Genomic DNA, 13,977 nt, shown 5'->3' on the forward strand with positions numbered 1-13,977 from the left:
TGCTGGATAGACAGAGGGAGGAAAGCCGATGATCCGCGAGCGCTTGCTGGGAGCCTGGAAGCTGGTGACATTCGAGGCATGGACCGCCGACGGCCGCCAATATTCGCCGATGGGGCGCGCGGGCCAGGGTTATATCGTCTACTCGCCTGACGGGCATGTCAGCGTCAGCCTGTCACGCGGTGACCGGCAGGCGGATGATGCCGGCCGCCCGATACACCGGCTGGACGATGCCGGTGCCGCCGCCCTTGCCCGCAGCTACACCGCCTACGCCGGCCCGTTCGAGGTCGACGAGGAACGGGCCGTGGCACGCCATCATTTCGAGCTGAGCCTCGATCCGACCATGATCGGCACGCTTCAGGAACGTCACGTCCGCTTCCCCGCGGACGATCTGCTCGAGCTCAGCGTCAAGCCGGGTGCGTCGGGACTCGACACGTCCACGGTACTCTGGCGGCGCGCGTGACGGGGCAGCCCGTCGATCCCGATCGGCCCCTACTCCCAAAAGCCGGGGCGTCGCGCGACCAGCTCCTGCTGTTCGGCGTGATGATGGCGATCGCCATCGGTAATACCGGGCTGCAATCTGTCCTGCCCGGCATCGGGCGGAGCCTGAAGCTGCCCGATCCGATGATCGCGCTCGCCTTTTCGCTGTCCGCCGTGCTGTGGTCGGTGGCGGCACCGGCCTGGGCGAAGCGGATCGACCGGCTTGGTGCCAAGCAGATGGTGTTGATTGGGCTCGGCGGGTTCGTCTGCTCGCTGCTCTGCTGCGGCCTCGCGCTGGCGGCGGGGATCGTCGGCATGGTTTCCGCCGGGATCGCCTTCGCCGGGTTCGTCGCCGGGCGCGGGCTGTACGGCCTGTTCGGCGCGGCCGCGCCACCGGCGGCGCAGGCGCTGGTGGTGGCGAACACCCCCCGCGCGCAGCGGACCAACGCGCTCAGTCTGCTCGCCTCCGCGTTCGGGCTCGGCACGATCGTCGGCCCGGCGCTCGCGCCCTTCTTCATCCTGCCGTGGATCGGCTTGGCCGGTCCCGCCTTCGTCTTCGCGCTCGTCGGCGTCGGCATGTTCGCGACGGTGGCGCTGCTGCTCCCCGCCGGCCGGGCCGGGGTTCACCTCAGCGGCGTCGCCGTCGCCGATCCCGCCATCGGTGCCGAGCCGAGCGACCCCAGCCTGGCGGAGATCGACGCGACCGGCGACGGCCGCGTCGGCCTGATGGACCCGCGCGTGCTGCCCTGGATGATCTTCGGCCTCGTCTCCGGCCATGCGCAGGCCATCGCCGGGCAGACGATGGCGTTCCTCATCATCGACCGCACGCACCTCTCTCCGGCGCTCGCGCAGCCGCTGATCGGCCTCGTGCTGATGGGCGGCGCGGTGGCCGCGCTGCTCGCGCAATGGGGCGTCATCCCGCGCCTCAACCTCGCGCCGCGCGCGCTGGTGCTGTGGGGCACCGGGCTGGCGGCGGCGGGCTGCGCGGGGGTCGCGGCGGCCGGCGATCTCCACGCGATCGGCGTCGCGTTCGCGATCGCCTCGCTCGGCTTCGGCCTGTTGCGGCCGGGCTTCACCGCAGGCGCGTCGCTGGCAGTCGGTGCGGAGGAGCAGGCGGCCGTCGCCGGGCAGGTGACCGCCAACAACGGATTCGCCTTCGTGTTCGGCCCGTCGGCCGGCATCCTGCTCTACGGCCTGTGGAGTCCGCTGCCCTATCTGGTCTGCGCAGGCGCGCTGGTCGTGACGCTGGCCTTCGGGCTGCGCGCGCTGCGGCCCGGAAGCCCGGCGCTCGCGCGCTGAGCGCCGGTCACGCGCCGTCCATATAGGCGGCGAAAGCGTCCTTCCAGTCGGGGTGCCAGCGTGACAGGGCCGGGCGATTCTCGACGATGTCGCCCGCCGCCCAGAGGATGCGGCGTTCGTCCTGCGCGCGCGTCGTCTCATTGTCCTGGCATAGGATGTAGAATTCGCCGCTGCCGATCCCGGCGATCATCCGGTCGACCACCTGCTCCGCGCTCCACGCGCCCGGCGGCTGCTCGGCCACGCGCCGGCGGGTCATGCCGGTGAAGGTGAAGCCGGGGATCAGCAGATGTGCGCTGACCGCCCCGCCCGCCTGCCGCAGCGTATGCGCCAGCCCCTCGGTCAGCGCCTTCACGCCCGATTTGCTGACGTTGTAGGCGGTGTCGCCCGGCGGCTGGGTGATGCCCTGCTTGGAGCCGGTGTTGATGACGATGCCGGGCGCGCCGCTCTCCACCATCGCCGGCACGAACGCCTGCACGCCGTGGATCGGCCCCATCAGGTTGACGCCGAGTACACGCTCCCACCCTTCGGAATTGGTCAGCGCGTCGCCGCCGCCGCCGACACCGGCGTTGTTCATCAGCACCGCGACCGGGCCGAGCGTGGCCGCGACCTGCTCCGCGAGCGCGGCCACGGCGGCGCGGTCCGACACGTCGGTCTCGACCGCGAGCACATCGCCCAGCGTCGCTTTGGCTTCGTCGAGCCCCACGCGATCGGCGATGCAGACCTTCATGCCGAGGCTGGCGAAGCGCGCGGCGGCGGCGAGGCCAATGCCGCTCGCGCCGCCGGTGACGACGGCGACCTTGCCGGGGGCGAGAGCGGGATGCGTCATGTCATTCTCCTTCACGAAAGCGGCGCGCCCGTATACCGCGTTTGCGGACGGTTGCGCACGCACCACAGTCTCGGGACCGAAGGAGATACGCCCTTGGCGCTGAAGGACACGCCCGCCCGGTTACTGATCGAAACCTATCCGCTGCGCTTCACGACGCGCATCCTCTATGCCGACATGGATGCGTTCCGGCATCTCAACAACGGTGCCACCGGGCGCTACCTCGAGGAGGGGCGTGCCGATCTCAACATGCGCGTGTTTGGGCGCGAATGCATGATCGATCCGCCCGGCGGGCTGCAGATCCTCTTTGCCAACGTCACGATCGACTATATCCGCCAGGCGCATTATCCGGGTGAGGTGGAGGTGCTGACCGGCATCGCGAAGGTCGGGGGCAGCTCCTACGTGCTGGCGCAGGCGGCGCGCCAGCACGGCGAATGTTTCGCGCTGGCGGAAGCGGTGATGGTCAAGGCGATCGACGGCGCGTCGTCACGGCTGAGCGACGCCGAACGCGCGGCGATGGCACCGCTGATGCTGACCGCCTGAGGCCTAGCGCCCGGCCCAGACCGGCGCGCGCTTTTCCAGGAAGGCGCGTGGCCCTTCGCGCGCATCCTCCGTGGCGCTGGTCGTCTTGCTCGCCGCGTCACCGAGCGCGCGCAGCTCCGCCTCGCTGCGGTCGCTGACCAGCCGCGCGACCTTCAGCGTCTCGCGCACCGATACCGGCGCGGCGCTGGCGATCGCCCCGGCCAGGTCGCGCGCCGCGCCCAGCACGCCGGCGCTCGGCACGAGGCGATTGACCAGCCCCAGCGCATAGGCGCGCTCGGCGGAGATGGGATCGCCCGTCGCCAGCATTTCCAGCGCGACGTTGCGCGGGATCGCGCGCGGCAGGCGGAACGTCCCGCCGCCGCCTGCGAACAGCCCGCGCTTCGTCTCGGGCAGGCCGAAGCGCGCATCGTCGGCGGCGACGATCATGTCGCAGGCCAGCGCCAGCTCGAACCCGCCGGCCAGGCACGCGCCGCGTACCGCCGCGATCCACGGCTTGTCGCGCTTCGCATCGTTGAAGCCGGCGAACCCGTCGCCGTCGGGCGCGATCAGCGCCCCGCGCCCGGCCGCAATCTCGGCCAGATCGGCCCCGGCGCAGAAGGTCGATTCGAGCGAGGAGGTGATGATTGCGACGCGGATGGCGTCGTCGGCCTCCACCTGCTTGACGATCCACTGCACCCCGCGCGCCAGCTCGGCATTGACCGCGTTGCGCTTCTCTGGCCGGTTGAGCGTGACGATGGCGACATGATCGTCGACGATCTCGAACAGCACTTCCTTGCCGACGGCGGCCGGCGTCTCCGTGGTCATATCGCTCTCCCGTTTATCGTTGCAGCCAGTTGTCCCGGATCCGCTCCTGCACGTCCATGTCGAGCCCGAGCACGGCCTGCGCATAGCCCGCGATACCGCCCTGCTCCGCGTCGATCGCCGCGAGCATGGCGGCGACATAGTCGGCCTGGGCAGCGTACATCATCGCCGTCGCCGGGTCGCTGCCGTCGATCAGATGCTGCCGCTCCTTGCGCAGATCGCCGTGCGCGTTGGGGAAGGAGCGGACGTCGCCCGTCAGCATGTAGTCGGCGATCAGCGCCTCGCGCTCGACCCCCAGCATCAGCAGCGTCACGCCCGCGATCATGCCGGTACGGTCCTTGCCGACCGCGCAGTGGACCAGCGCGCCGCCGCGCGGCGTCTCCGCCAGCGCGGTGAACCAGGCGCGCAGCAGATCGACGTAATGCGCGGCGAACGGCATCCCGCGATAGACCCGCAGCATCCGCGCGAACGCCTCGTCGGCGGAGACCTTCGCGCCGGTCGGCAGGTGCGGCGCGCGGCCGCCGGGCAGATCGGCACATTCGAGCACGACGAGACCGGACGGGAGGTGGCGGCGCGAGGGCCGGGTCTCACGCTCGCGCGGATAGCGCATGTCGACGACGAGGCGGATGTCGCGCGCCCGCAACCCGCCGAGGTCGGCGTCGCTCGCCCCCGCCAGATCGCCCGAGCGGAACAGCCGCCCGCTCGCCACCCGCCCGCCGAAGCGTGAGGGCTGGCCGCCGAAATCGCGGAAATTGTCGATTCCTTCGAACCCCGAGGCGGCCGGTTCCACGCTCAATCGGCCGTGTAGACCGGCTCGCGCTTCTCCAGAAACGCCTTCATGCCCTCGGCGAAATTGGGGCTCTTGCTGGTCATAAGCTGGTTGCGGTTCTCGATCGCCATCGCCGCCTCCAGGCTGGTCGCATCGACCGCCATGTTGAGCCCTTCCTTGGTCATGCGCAGCCCCATCGGCGAGGCGTGGAGCATGTCGTCGATATACGATTGCGCCGCCGCCTCGAGCTGGTCGTCGGGCACCACTTCGGACACCAGGCCCGTCGCCAGCGCCCGCTGCGCGCGGATGAAGCGCCCGGTCAGCATCAGTTCCGAGGCCACCGACACGCCGACGAGGCGCGGCAGGAAATAGCTGACGCCCATGTCGCACGACGACAGGCCGATGCGGATGAAGGCGGCGTTCATCTTCACCGATTCGCCCGCGATCCGCACGTCCGCCGCCAGCGCGAAGGCGAAGCCGCCGCCGCACGCGGGGCCCTGCACCAGCGCGATGATCGGCTGCGGGCAGCGCCGCATCTTGATGTAGACATCGGCGAGATAGCCCTGGAATCCGAAGCCGCCGCCGAAGGGCACTTCGGATTCGTCGCGTTCGTCGCGCTGCTTGATGTCGAGCCCGGCGCTGAACGCGCGCCCCGCCCCGCGCATCACCACCAGCCGCACGCTGCCGTCGTTGTATAGCTTGCCGAAATAGTCGTTGAGCTCGCCGACCATCTCGATCGAGATCGCGTTGAGCGCCTCGGGCCGGTTGAGCGTCAGCCAGTCGACCTGACCGCGCTTTTCGACGGTGATCGTTTCATAGGTCATGCCCGAATCCTTGCATCAGATGTCCACGATGATCTTGCCGAAATGCGCGCCGCTTTCCTGGTGGCGGAATGCACCCGCCAGGTCGGCGAGCGCGAAGCTGCGGTCGAGCACCGGCCGGATCCCCGTTGCCTCCACCGCGGCGATGAAATCGAGCTGGTGGCGGCGGCTGCCGACGGTGATGCCCTGCACCAGCAGTTCCTTCTGCATCAGCATCGATGTGGTGACGGGCGATTTGTAGCCCGACAGCACGCCGATCATCGCGATATGCCCGCCCGATCGCGCCGCGATCATCGACTGGTCGAGCGTGCCCGATCCGCCGATCTCGACGACATGGTCGACGCCCACACCGCCGGTCAGGCCGAGCACCGCCTTGCCCCATTTCTCGGTCGTCCTGTAGTTGACGAGATGATCGGCGCCGAGCGCCTTCAACCGTTCGAGCTTTTCGTCGGACGAGGAGGTGGCGACGACGGTCGCGCCCATCGCCTTGGCGATTTGCAGCGCGAAGATCGAGACGCCGCCGGTGCCCTGCACCAGCACGGTGTCGCCCGCCTTCAGATGCCCCTCTGCCACCAGCGCGCGCCACGCCGTCAGCCCCGCGCAGGTCAGCGTCGCCGCCTCGGCGTGGCTGAACCCCCTGGGCGCGCGGGTAAAGGCGCTCGCCGCCCGCGTGACGCTCTCGCGCGCATAGCCGTCGATCCCGTCGCCGGGCACGCTGTCGAAGCCGCCGCCGCGCCGCTGTCCGGCGATCCAGTTCGGAAAGAACAGCGAGACGACTGCATCGCCGACCGCGAAATCGGTGACGCCGTCCCCCACCGCCGTCACCTCGCCCGCGCCATCGGACATCGGGATGCGGTTCTCCGCCGCCGGGATGCCGCCCGTCACCACCGCGTAATCGTGATAATTGAGCGAGCTCGCGCGCAGGCGGACGGTGATCTCGCCAGGCCCCGGCGCGGGCGCGTCTGGCAGGTCGACCAACGCCAGCGTGTCGAGCGTGGCGGGGTGGCGGAGCTGGATCGCCTTCATCATCGTCTCCCGAAGTACCTGCGGGGCCGCTCAGGCGAGCCCTTTCTCCACGTCCATACGGCTCGCATCGCCGAGTTGCGAGCCGCCATCGACATCGAGGATCGTGCCCGTCACATAGGCCGCCGAACTGCTCGACAGGAACACTGCCGCCTCGGCGATCTCGTCGATCTCGCCCCAGCGCTTGAGCGGGATCCGTTCGAAATAGGCGTCGTGTTCGGATGCGTCGGGCGCGAGTCGCGCCATCCCCTCGGTGCCCGAGATCGGCCCCGGCGAGATGCCGTTGACGCGCACCTCCGGCCCCCATTCCATCGCCAGCACGCGGATCATGTGATTGATCCCGGCCTTCGCCGCGCAGGCATGAACCTGCAGCGGCTTGGCGTTGATCGCCTGCCCGGCCGTGATCGCGATCAGCGATGCGCCGGGCGTCACGAGCAGATCGTGGCAGGCGCGAAACACATTGAAGGTGCCGATCAGATCGATGTCGATCACCGTCTTGAAGCCGTTTGCCGACATGCCGAGCGCGGGTGCGAGGAAATTGCCCGCCGCGCCCGAGACCACGACGTCGAACTTGCCGTTCGTGGCCGCAGCCTCCTCCAGCGCGGCGCGGATCGCGCCGTAATCGCGCACGTCGGCGGTCAGCGCGATCGCGCCCTGGCCGATATCGGCGGCGGCGAACGCCGCCTTTTCCGGGTTGCGGCCGAGCACGGCGACCTTCGCGCCGAGATCGGCGAAGCGCTTGGCGATGCCGAGGTTGATGCCGCTGGTGCCGCCCGCGACGAACACGCTTTTGCCCTCGAACAACCCATCCCTGAATGCGCTCATGCCGTCTCTCCCTCGCGACTCGATCGCGACCATCGTTCGGCGCTTGCTTACCGAACAGTGTTTAGTATGCAAGCAAGATGGCGCTTCCGCTCACCGACACCCAAGTCCGCGATTGCCGCGACCGCATCCGCGCCGTGGCGGAGGCGCAGTTCGCGCGCCGCGGCCTTGCCGCCACGTCGCTGCGCTCGATCGCGGCGGAGCTGGGCTGGGCACCCGCCTCGCTCTACCGTTATTTCCGCAACAAGGACGAGCTGCTGGCGGCGACGCGCGCGGCCGCGCTCAACCGCTTTTCAGACCGGATCGAGGCGGCCTATGCGCAGCCCGGCGACCTCTGGGAGCGATCGCGCGCATTGGGCGACGCCTATGTCGATTTCGCGTTCGAACAGCCCGCCGCCTATCAGCTCATCTTCGCGCTCGAACAGGCCGACGGCGACAAGACGCCTGCCCTGCGCGCTGCCGAGGAACGGTCGCACCGCACGCTGACCGGCTATATCGAGGATATGGTGGCGGCGGGCCTGCTGGAGGGCGATCCCGAACTGCTCGGTCACGTCTATTGGTCAGCGATCCACGGGCTCATCGTGCTGCAGATGGCAGGCAAGCTGAAGCCCTCCCTGCCCTTCGACACGATCCGCCACGAGATCACGCGGTTGCTGACGCGCGGCGCGTTGAACCGGCTGGGTCGCGCTGGTCACATCGACTAGGACAGCTGCAAAAGACGAACGAAGGAGCGGACGGCATGACGGATTTGCGACCTTTCCGCTGCGCGGTGCCGGAGCCGGCCATCGCCGACCTTCACCGGCGGCTCGATGCGACGCGCTGGCCTGGCGAACTCGACGACGTCGGCTGGGATTATGGCGCGCCGCTCTCATTCCTGCGCGAGCTTGCCGATCACTGGCGGCACCGCTTCGACTGGCGCGCGGCGGAGGCGCGGATCAACGCCTTCGACCAATTCCTGCTCGAGATCGACGGGCTCGACACGCACTTCATCCACCAGCGTTCGCCGCATCCGCATGCGACGCCGCTGCTCATCACGCACGGCTGGCCCGGCTCGATCGTCGAGCTGCTCGACGTCATCCCGCGCCTGACCGAGCCCGAGCGCTTCGGCGGCAACGCGGAGGACGCATTCCACGTCGTCGCGCCCTCGCTGCCCGGCTACGGTTTTTCGGCCGCGCCGACGAAGCCCGGCATGTCGCCCCGCGCGATCGCGGCGCGGCACCTTGATCTGATGCGCGCACTCGGCTATGAGCGGTTCGTCGCGCAGGGGGGCGACTGGGGCTCGATCATCTCGCGCTTCCTGCCCGATCTCGCGCCGGAGCGGCTGATCGGCCTGCACCTCAACATGCTGCCGCCGTGGAAACCGGCGGGCGTGGCCGATCCGTTCGCACTGATGACCGACAGGGAACGCGCGCGCTACCACGCCGACCGCGCGAAGATCCCCGACGAATTCGGCTATCAGGCGATCCAGAAATCGCGCCCGCAATCCCTCGGCTTCGGGCTTTCCGATTCGCCGGTCGGCCTCGCCGCGTGGATCGTCGAGAAGTTCCAGTCCTGGACCGACAACCAGGGCGATCCGCGCGACGCGCTGAGCTTCGATCAGATGCTCGCCAACATTTCGCTCTACTGGTTCACCGGCACGATCGCGTCGTCGGTGCGGCTCTATCGCGAATACGAGCTCGCGCACCGGCGCGGCGAGCGGCCCGGCGCGCGTGTGGAGGTGCCGACCGGCGGTGCCTTTTATCCGCGTGAGATCCACGGGCCGGTCAAGGCCTGGGTCGAGCGCGAATACAATCTCGTCCACTGGTACGAGGCACCGGCCGGCGGCCATTTCGCCGCCTTCGAACAGCCCGCGCTGTTCGCGGCCGATCTCCTCGCCTTCGGGCAAACGGTGCGGAACGGCGAGACGGGAGGGCTATGATGCGCGCGGTCGTCTTGCAGAACGGGGCTTTCCGAATCGACGACAAGCCCGAGCCGGTTCCCGGCGCGGGCCAGATCCTCGTCGCCACCAAGACCTGCGGGATCTGCGGCACCGATCTCCACGCGCGTCACCATCTCGACAGCTTTCTGGAGGGGCTGTCGCGCTCGGGCGATCCGCTGCCGGTCGATCCTGCGCAGGACGTGATCTTCGGCCACGAGTTCTGCGGCGAGGTGCTCGATCACGGCCCCGATACCGATCCGCGCCTCAAACCCGGCACATTGGTGGTCGCTCTGCCCTACGTCACCGGCCAGCACGGCGCGGAATATGTCGGCTATTCCAACCGCTTCCCCGGCGGCTTCGCGGAACGGATGGTGCTGACCGAGAAGCTCGCCTTTGCCGTTCCCAACGGCCTGTCCGCCACGCGCGCCGCGCTGACCGAACCCTTCGCGGTCGGCGCGCACGCCGTCGCCCGCGCCGACGTGCCGGCGGGCGCGATCGTGATGGTCGTGGGCTGCGGGCCAATCGGCCTCGCCGTGATCGCCGCGTTGAAGGCGCGCGGCATCGGCCCGGTGATCGGCATCGACTATTCGCCCGGCCGCCGCCGCTTCGCCGAGGCGCTCGGGGCGGACGACGTGGTCGATGCCGCGCGCGAAACGCAGGCGGAAGTCTGGGCACGTCAGCCCGTCTCGCGCAGCCGCCGCGCGGTCGTGTTCGAATGTGTCGGGCGGCCCGGCGTCGCCCAAAACGTCATCGATCAGGTGCCCAAGCAGGCGATCGTCGTCGTCGTCGGCAACGTGCTGGAGCCGAGCAGCATCGATCAGGTGATCGCTTTCAACAAGGAGCTCGATGTCCGCTTCTCGATGAACTATTCGCCCGCCGAATTCCGCCAGACGCTGCACGACATCGCCGAGGGGCGGATCGATGCCGACAAGGTGCTGACCGGCGTCGTCGCGCCCGAGGGCGTGGAACAGGCGTTCGCCGATCTCGCCGACGGCGAGACGCACGCCAAGATCGTCGTCAGCTTCGAAGGCGCGTGACGCGGCTGCGCTACGGATGGCGCGCGAGTTGCTCCAGCACAAGCGCGGCGATGTCCTCCGGCCGCTCCTGCGCCAGCCAGTGCCCGGCGTCGAGATCCACGCGGCGGTATCCGGCCACCGGGATGCGCTCGCCCAGCGCCAGCGCGGCGGGCCGGACATAGGGATCATCGCGTCCCCAGATGAGCAAGGTCGGCACTGCGACCGGCGCCGGCGGCTCGGCGAGGACACGGCGATGCGCGTCGGAGGCACGATACCAGGCGAGCGCCGCGCTCAGCGCGCCATCCTGCCGCAGCACCCCGAGCGTCAGCGCGACCTCCTCTGGCGCGTGGTGCGTCCAGTCCTGACGGAAGCTCGCCATGTCGCCGCGCCCCAGCACGCGCTCGGCGGCACCGTCCGGCGCGACCGTCAGCAGCAGGAAGCGGCGATACGGTTCCTCTTCAGGGTCGGTCCATGCCGCCTCGGCGAAGGCATGGTAATGCGGGATCGACAGCACGGTCAGCGACGCCAGCCGCTCCGGGCGCTCGGCAGCGGCCCGCCACGCGACGATCGCGCCCCAATCGTGTGCGACGAGGTGGAAGCGCTCCCAGCCGAGCGCATCGGCGATGCCGAACATATCCGCGACGAGGTTCGCGGTCGCGTAAGCGGCGATGTCGGCCGGGCGCGCGCCAGGGCTGTAGCCGCGCTGGTCGGGCGCGACGCAGCGAAAGCCTGCCGCGACGAGCGTCGTCATCAGCGGCTCCCACATCGCCGACGTCTCGGGAAAGCCATGCAGCAGCATTACCGGCACGCCGTCCGTGCCGCGTACCCGGCACGTGAAACGCAGGCCGTTGGCCGCGACGTCGGTGGTCGCAACGGCGCTCACGGCTTGCGCGCGAGGATCTTCTTGTCCCAATCGCGCTCGCGGTAGAGGCGGTCGAAATTGGGCTGGCCGGTCTGCGCCGTCACGCCGCCGTCGACCGTCAGCGCGACGCCGGTGATATAGGCGGCGTCGGCCGATGCGAGGAAGGTGATCGCCGCCGCCATCTCCTCGGGCGTGCCGACGCGGCCGAGCGGCACGAGCCGTTCGTATTCGGCCATGATCGCGGCGTCGCGCATGTGCGCGGTCAGCATCGGCGTGCCGACCCCGCCCGGGCAGATGCAGTTGGCGCGGATGCCGTCGGCGGCATGATCGACCGCCAGGTTGCGGGTAAGATTGATGACCCCCGCCTTCGCGACGTTATAGGCGACGAGCCCGGCATCGGCGAGCTGCCCGGAGATCGAGGCGGTGTTGACGATCGCCCCCCGGCTCCTGCGCAGGTGTGGCAGCGCAGCACGGCAACCGAAGAACACCGCGTCGAGATCGACCGCCATCGTCTTGCGCCACGCCTCGGGCGTGATTTCGTCGACGTGGCCGAAACAGCCGATCCCGGCATTGTTGACCAGCACGTCGAGCCCGCCGAGCGCCGCCGCCGCCGCCTCGACAAAGGCTTCGACAGCGGCACCATCCGCCACATCGACTGCCTTCAGGAACAGGTCGGCGGGTGCGAGGGCCAGCCCCTCGGCAAAGGCAGCGAGCCTGTCCCCCGCAAGATCGCACAACGCGAGCCGCGCGCCCTCGGCGGCGAAGCGCGTCGCGGTCGCAGCACCAATCCCGGACGCCGCGCCGGTAATCGCGACGACCTTGCCGGCGAAGCGGCGCATCGATCCCAACGGCTCGGTCATGCCAGCAGCTTCCGCACCGCGTCGGCCACGCCCGGCCCGGTCAGGCCGTAGTGGCGGTAGAGCTGCGTCGGCGGCGCGACGAGCGCGTAATCGTCGGGCAGCGCATGCTTGGCGAAGCGGATGCCCAGCCCGGCCTCGGCGATCACCTCGGCGACGGCGCTGCCGAGCCCGCCATAGGGGTTATGCTCCTCGACGGTCAGGATGCCGCCCGTCTCGCGCGCCGCCGCCAGAATCGCCTCCCGGTCGATCGGCTTGAGGTACACCGCGTCGAGCACGCGCACCGCGATGCCCTCCTGCGCCAGGGCCTCGGCAGCGTCGATCGCCGCCTTCACGCCGAGTCCTGTCGCGATCACGGTCGCCGCATCGCCCTCGCGCAGCGGCACGAAGCGGCCGTGGGCGAAATCGGGGATCTGCGCATAGACCTGCTTCTCCGCCCCGCGCCCGATGCGGATGTAGACCGGCCCGTCGAGATCGATCGTGGTGCGGATCAGCCCGCGGATCGCATTGCCGTCGGCGGCGGAGACGACCGTCATGTTGCCCATCGCGCGCGTCACCGCGATATCCTCCACCGCGTGATGCGACGTGCCGTAGAAGCCCATCGAGATGCCGGCGTGATGCGCGAGAATGCGGACCTTCATCTTCGTATAGGCAAGGTCGGTGCGCAGCTGTTCCGCACACAGCAGCGACGCGAACGATGCGAAGGTCGAGACGAAGGGAATCATGCCCGTGGAGGCCATGCCGGCGGCGAGCGACATCATGTTCTGCTCGGCGATGCCGGTGTTGACGAAGCGATCGGGATAGCGCCGCTCGAACGCATCGAGTCCGTTGGAGGAGGCGAGATCGGCGGTCAGTACGACGATGTCGTCGCGCACCGCCGCCAGTTCCTCCAGCTCCGCGCTCATCGTCAGCGCGGGCAGCCGCGGCATCGAGGTGAGGATGTTCCAGCTCGCGGGATCGAGCATCTCGTCCGCGGCCGCCACCGGATCGGTCATCGCGCCATCCTCTCTTCGATCTCGCCGACCGCGACCGCCTTGTCGGCGGGCCCGAGGAAGCCGAGGTGCCAATAGGGCGTGGTTTCCATGAAGCCGACGCCCTTCCCCTTCTTGGTCCGCGCGACGATCATGTGCGGGCGGCCCTCCGCGCGCACCTGATCCTGCGCGCTGTCGAAGGCGGCGACGACGGCGGCCATGTCGTGCCCGTCGATCTCCTGCGTCGACCAGCCGAACGCCGCGAACTTGTCGGCGATCGGCTCGATGTTCATCACGTCGCCGACATCGCCGTCCAGCCCCATGCCGTTGGCGTCGACGATGCCGATCAGGTTCGCAAGGCCGTAATGCGCCGCCGACTGTGCCGCTTCCCACACCTGCCCCTCGTTGAGCTCGCCGTCGCCGAGCATCACCCAGGTCAGATAATCGCGACCGCGCATCTTCGCGGCAAGCGCGATGCCGACGCCGACCGACAGATTGTGCCCGATCGAGCCCGAGCTGAAATCACAGCCCGGCACCTTGTTCATGTCGGGATGATCGCCAAGCGCACTGCCGAGCCGGGTGTAGGTGTCGAGCCAGTCGGCCGGGAAATAGCCGAGATCGGCGAGGATCGGATATTGCCCGATCGCCGCATGCCCCTTGCCGAGCAGGAAGCGGTCGCGGTCGGCCCACAGCGGATCGGTCGGGTTGAGGCGCAGCGTGCGGTAGTAGAGCGCCGCGAACATCTCCGCGCAGGAAAAGACGCTGGAATAATGCCCGCTCTTCGCGATCTCGACGAGGCGGATCGTCTCGAGCCGGATCCAGTCGGCGCGGTTCTCGAGATCGCGCAGCGGCACGTCCCGGTTCCGCTGCAGCACGCTGTTTTGCATCGCCCTCTCCCGCTTTTTGATAGCTTGTAAGTCAGCGTTGACCGGATTCGTCAAGCGAAGGCGGCGCTTTTCGTGTCGCCCGCCTCAC

The 13,977-nt window shown here is 69.2% G+C and carries 16 protein-coding genes; 6 read left to right on the forward strand and 10 right to left on the reverse strand.

The genetic code is table 11. From position 1 onward, the window contains the following. Positions 1-28: 28 nt before the first annotated feature. Both Q5H94_RS07440 and Q5H94_RS07445 read left to right on the forward strand, forming a co-directional pair. Positions 29-460, forward strand: coding sequence for a lipocalin-like domain-containing protein (locus Q5H94_RS07440; RefSeq protein ID WP_304560622.1), 432 nt, complete (start codon positions 29-31; stop codon positions 458-460). Next, positions 457-1,776: an MFS transporter gene (locus Q5H94_RS07445; RefSeq protein WP_304560623.1), complete on the forward strand. Its 1,320-nt coding sequence runs from the start codon at positions 457-459 to the stop codon at positions 1,774-1,776. The genes Q5H94_RS07440 and Q5H94_RS07445 overlap by 4 nt, the downstream gene beginning before the upstream one ends. 7 nt (positions 1,777-1,783) lie before the next feature. On the opposite strand, the gene Q5H94_RS07450 is transcribed toward Q5H94_RS07445, so the two are convergent. Continuing rightward, positions 1,784-2,602 (reverse strand): SDR family NAD(P)-dependent oxidoreductase, encoded by an 819-nt coding sequence (locus Q5H94_RS07450; RefSeq protein ID WP_304560624.1) that lies wholly within the window; start codon positions 2,600-2,602, stop codon positions 1,784-1,786. Between the two features lie 93 nt (positions 2,603-2,695). On the opposite strand from Q5H94_RS07450, the gene Q5H94_RS07455 reads away from it, so the two are divergent. Next, complete coding sequence (locus Q5H94_RS07455) at positions 2,696-3,142, forward strand: acyl-CoA thioesterase (protein ID WP_304560625.1); 447 nt, start codon at positions 2,696-2,698, stop codon at positions 3,140-3,142. Between the two features lie 3 nt (positions 3,143-3,145). Here the strand turns inward: Q5H94_RS07455 and Q5H94_RS07460 are convergent, their stop codons facing one another. The 5 genes from Q5H94_RS07460 to Q5H94_RS07480 are packed head-to-tail and all read right to left on the reverse strand — an operon-like array spanning position 3,146 to position 7,381. Continuing rightward, positions 3,146-3,946, reverse strand: a complete 801-nt coding sequence (locus Q5H94_RS07460) for an enoyl-CoA hydratase-related protein (protein WP_304560626.1) — start codon at positions 3,944-3,946, stop codon at positions 3,146-3,148. 13 nt (positions 3,947-3,959) lie between these two features. After that, a complete protein-coding gene (locus Q5H94_RS07465) occupies positions 3,960-4,733 on the reverse strand; it encodes a tyrosine-protein phosphatase (RefSeq protein ID WP_304560627.1) in 774 nt (257 codons plus the stop codon). A gap of 2 nt (positions 4,734-4,735) precedes the next feature. Next, positions 4,736-5,536 carry an enoyl-CoA hydratase/isomerase family protein gene (locus tag Q5H94_RS07470; protein ID WP_304560628.1) on the reverse strand — a complete coding sequence of 267 codons (801 nt, stop codon included), beginning with the start codon at positions 5,534-5,536 and terminating at the stop codon, positions 4,736-4,738. 15 nt (positions 5,537-5,551) lie between these two features. Beyond that, positions 5,552-6,559 carry a zinc-dependent alcohol dehydrogenase family protein gene (locus Q5H94_RS07475; protein WP_304560629.1) on the reverse strand — a complete coding sequence of 336 codons (1,008 nt, stop codon included), beginning with the start codon at positions 6,557-6,559 and terminating at the stop codon, positions 5,552-5,554. A 30-nt stretch (positions 6,560-6,589) separates the two neighbouring features. Next, positions 6,590-7,381 carry an SDR family oxidoreductase gene (locus Q5H94_RS07480; RefSeq protein ID WP_304560630.1) on the reverse strand — a complete coding sequence of 264 codons (792 nt, stop codon included), beginning with the start codon at positions 7,379-7,381 and terminating at the stop codon, positions 6,590-6,592. A gap of 77 nt (positions 7,382-7,458) precedes the next feature. Here Q5H94_RS07480 and Q5H94_RS07485 point away from each other — a divergent pair, with 77 nt between their 5' ends. From Q5H94_RS07485 to Q5H94_RS07495, 3 genes are read left to right on the forward strand one after another with little or no spacing between them, the layout of a single operon-like run. Beyond that, positions 7,459-8,082 carry a TetR/AcrR family transcriptional regulator gene (locus Q5H94_RS07485; RefSeq protein WP_304560631.1) on the forward strand — a complete coding sequence of 208 codons (624 nt, stop codon included), beginning with the start codon at positions 7,459-7,461 and terminating at the stop codon, positions 8,080-8,082. Positions 8,083-8,117: 35 nt separating this feature from the next. Further along, positions 8,118-9,296, forward strand: a complete 1,179-nt coding sequence (locus Q5H94_RS07490; protein ID WP_304560632.1) for an epoxide hydrolase family protein — start codon at positions 8,118-8,120, stop codon at positions 9,294-9,296. Continuing rightward, complete coding sequence (locus Q5H94_RS07495) at positions 9,296-10,333, forward strand: zinc-binding dehydrogenase (RefSeq protein WP_304560633.1); 1,038 nt, start codon at positions 9,296-9,298, stop codon at positions 10,331-10,333. The genes Q5H94_RS07490 and Q5H94_RS07495 overlap by 1 nt, the downstream gene beginning before the upstream one ends. Before the next feature lie 10 nt (positions 10,334-10,343). Here Q5H94_RS07495 and Q5H94_RS07500 read toward each other — a convergent pair whose 3' ends face one another. From Q5H94_RS07500 to Q5H94_RS07515, 4 genes are read right to left on the reverse strand one after another with little or no spacing between them, the layout of a single operon-like run. Then, positions 10,344-11,195, reverse strand: coding sequence for an alpha/beta fold hydrolase (locus tag Q5H94_RS07500; protein ID WP_304560634.1), 852 nt, complete (start codon positions 11,193-11,195; stop codon positions 10,344-10,346). Continuing rightward, a complete protein-coding gene (gene budC, locus Q5H94_RS07505) occupies positions 11,192-12,034 on the reverse strand; it encodes a meso-2,3-butanediol dehydrogenase (RefSeq protein WP_304560635.1) in 843 nt (280 codons plus the stop codon). Before budC ends, Q5H94_RS07500 begins: the two co-directional genes overlap by 4 nt. Next, positions 12,031-13,026: a transketolase family protein gene (locus Q5H94_RS07510; RefSeq protein WP_304560636.1), complete on the reverse strand. Its 996-nt coding sequence runs from the start codon at positions 13,024-13,026 to the stop codon at positions 12,031-12,033. The genes budC and Q5H94_RS07510 overlap by 4 nt, the downstream gene beginning before the upstream one ends. Beyond that, entirely contained in the window at positions 13,023-13,889 is an 867-nt protein-coding gene (locus tag Q5H94_RS07515) for a transketolase (RefSeq protein WP_304560637.1), read from the reverse strand. Before Q5H94_RS07515 ends, Q5H94_RS07510 begins: the two co-directional genes overlap by 4 nt. Positions 13,890-13,977: the final 88 nt, after the last annotated feature.

The organism is Sphingomonas immobilis (assembly GCF_030580995.1).
GTDB lineage: Bacteria > Pseudomonadota > Alphaproteobacteria > Sphingomonadales > Sphingomonadaceae > Sphingomonas > Sphingomonas immobilis.

Bases quoted from the DNA above. Each gene is read 5' to 3' on its own strand.
- Q5H94_RS07440 (WP_304560622.1), top strand. From the start codon at position 29: ATGATCCGCGAGCGCTTGCTGGGAGCCTGGAAGCTGGTGACATTCGAG.
- Q5H94_RS07450 (WP_304560624.1), bottom strand. From the start codon at position 2,602: ATGACGCATCCCGCTCTCGCCCCCGGCAAGGTCGCCGTCGTCACCGGC.
- Q5H94_RS07460 (WP_304560626.1), bottom strand. From the start codon at position 3,946: ATGACCACGGAGACGCCGGCCGCCGTCGGCAAGGAAGTGCTGTTCGAG.
- Q5H94_RS07470 (WP_304560628.1), bottom strand. From the start codon at position 5,536: ATGACCTATGAAACGATCACCGTCGAAAAGCGCGGTCAGGTCGACTGG.
- Q5H94_RS07475 (WP_304560629.1), bottom strand. From the start codon at position 6,559: ATGAAGGCGATCCAGCTCCGCCACCCCGCCACGCTCGACACGCTGGCG.
- Q5H94_RS07480 (WP_304560630.1), bottom strand. From the start codon at position 7,381: ATGAGCGCATTCAGGGATGGGTTGTTCGAGGGCAAAAGCGTGTTCGTC.
- Q5H94_RS07485 (WP_304560631.1), top strand. From the start codon at position 7,459: ATGGCGCTTCCGCTCACCGACACCCAAGTCCGCGATTGCCGCGACCGC.
- Q5H94_RS07490 (WP_304560632.1), top strand. From the start codon at position 8,118: ATGACGGATTTGCGACCTTTCCGCTGCGCGGTGCCGGAGCCGGCCATC.
- Q5H94_RS07495 (WP_304560633.1), top strand. From the start codon at position 9,296: ATGCGCGCGGTCGTCTTGCAGAACGGGGCTTTCCGAATCGACGACAAG.
- budC (WP_304560635.1), bottom strand. From the start codon at position 12,034: ATGACCGAGCCGTTGGGATCGATGCGCCGCTTCGCCGGCAAGGTCGTC.
- Q5H94_RS07510 (WP_304560636.1), bottom strand. From the start codon at position 13,026: ATGACCGATCCGGTGGCGGCCGCGGACGAGATGCTCGATCCCGCGAGC.
- Q5H94_RS07515 (WP_304560637.1), bottom strand. From the start codon at position 13,889: ATGCAAAACAGCGTGCTGCAGCGGAACCGGGACGTGCCGCTGCGCGAT.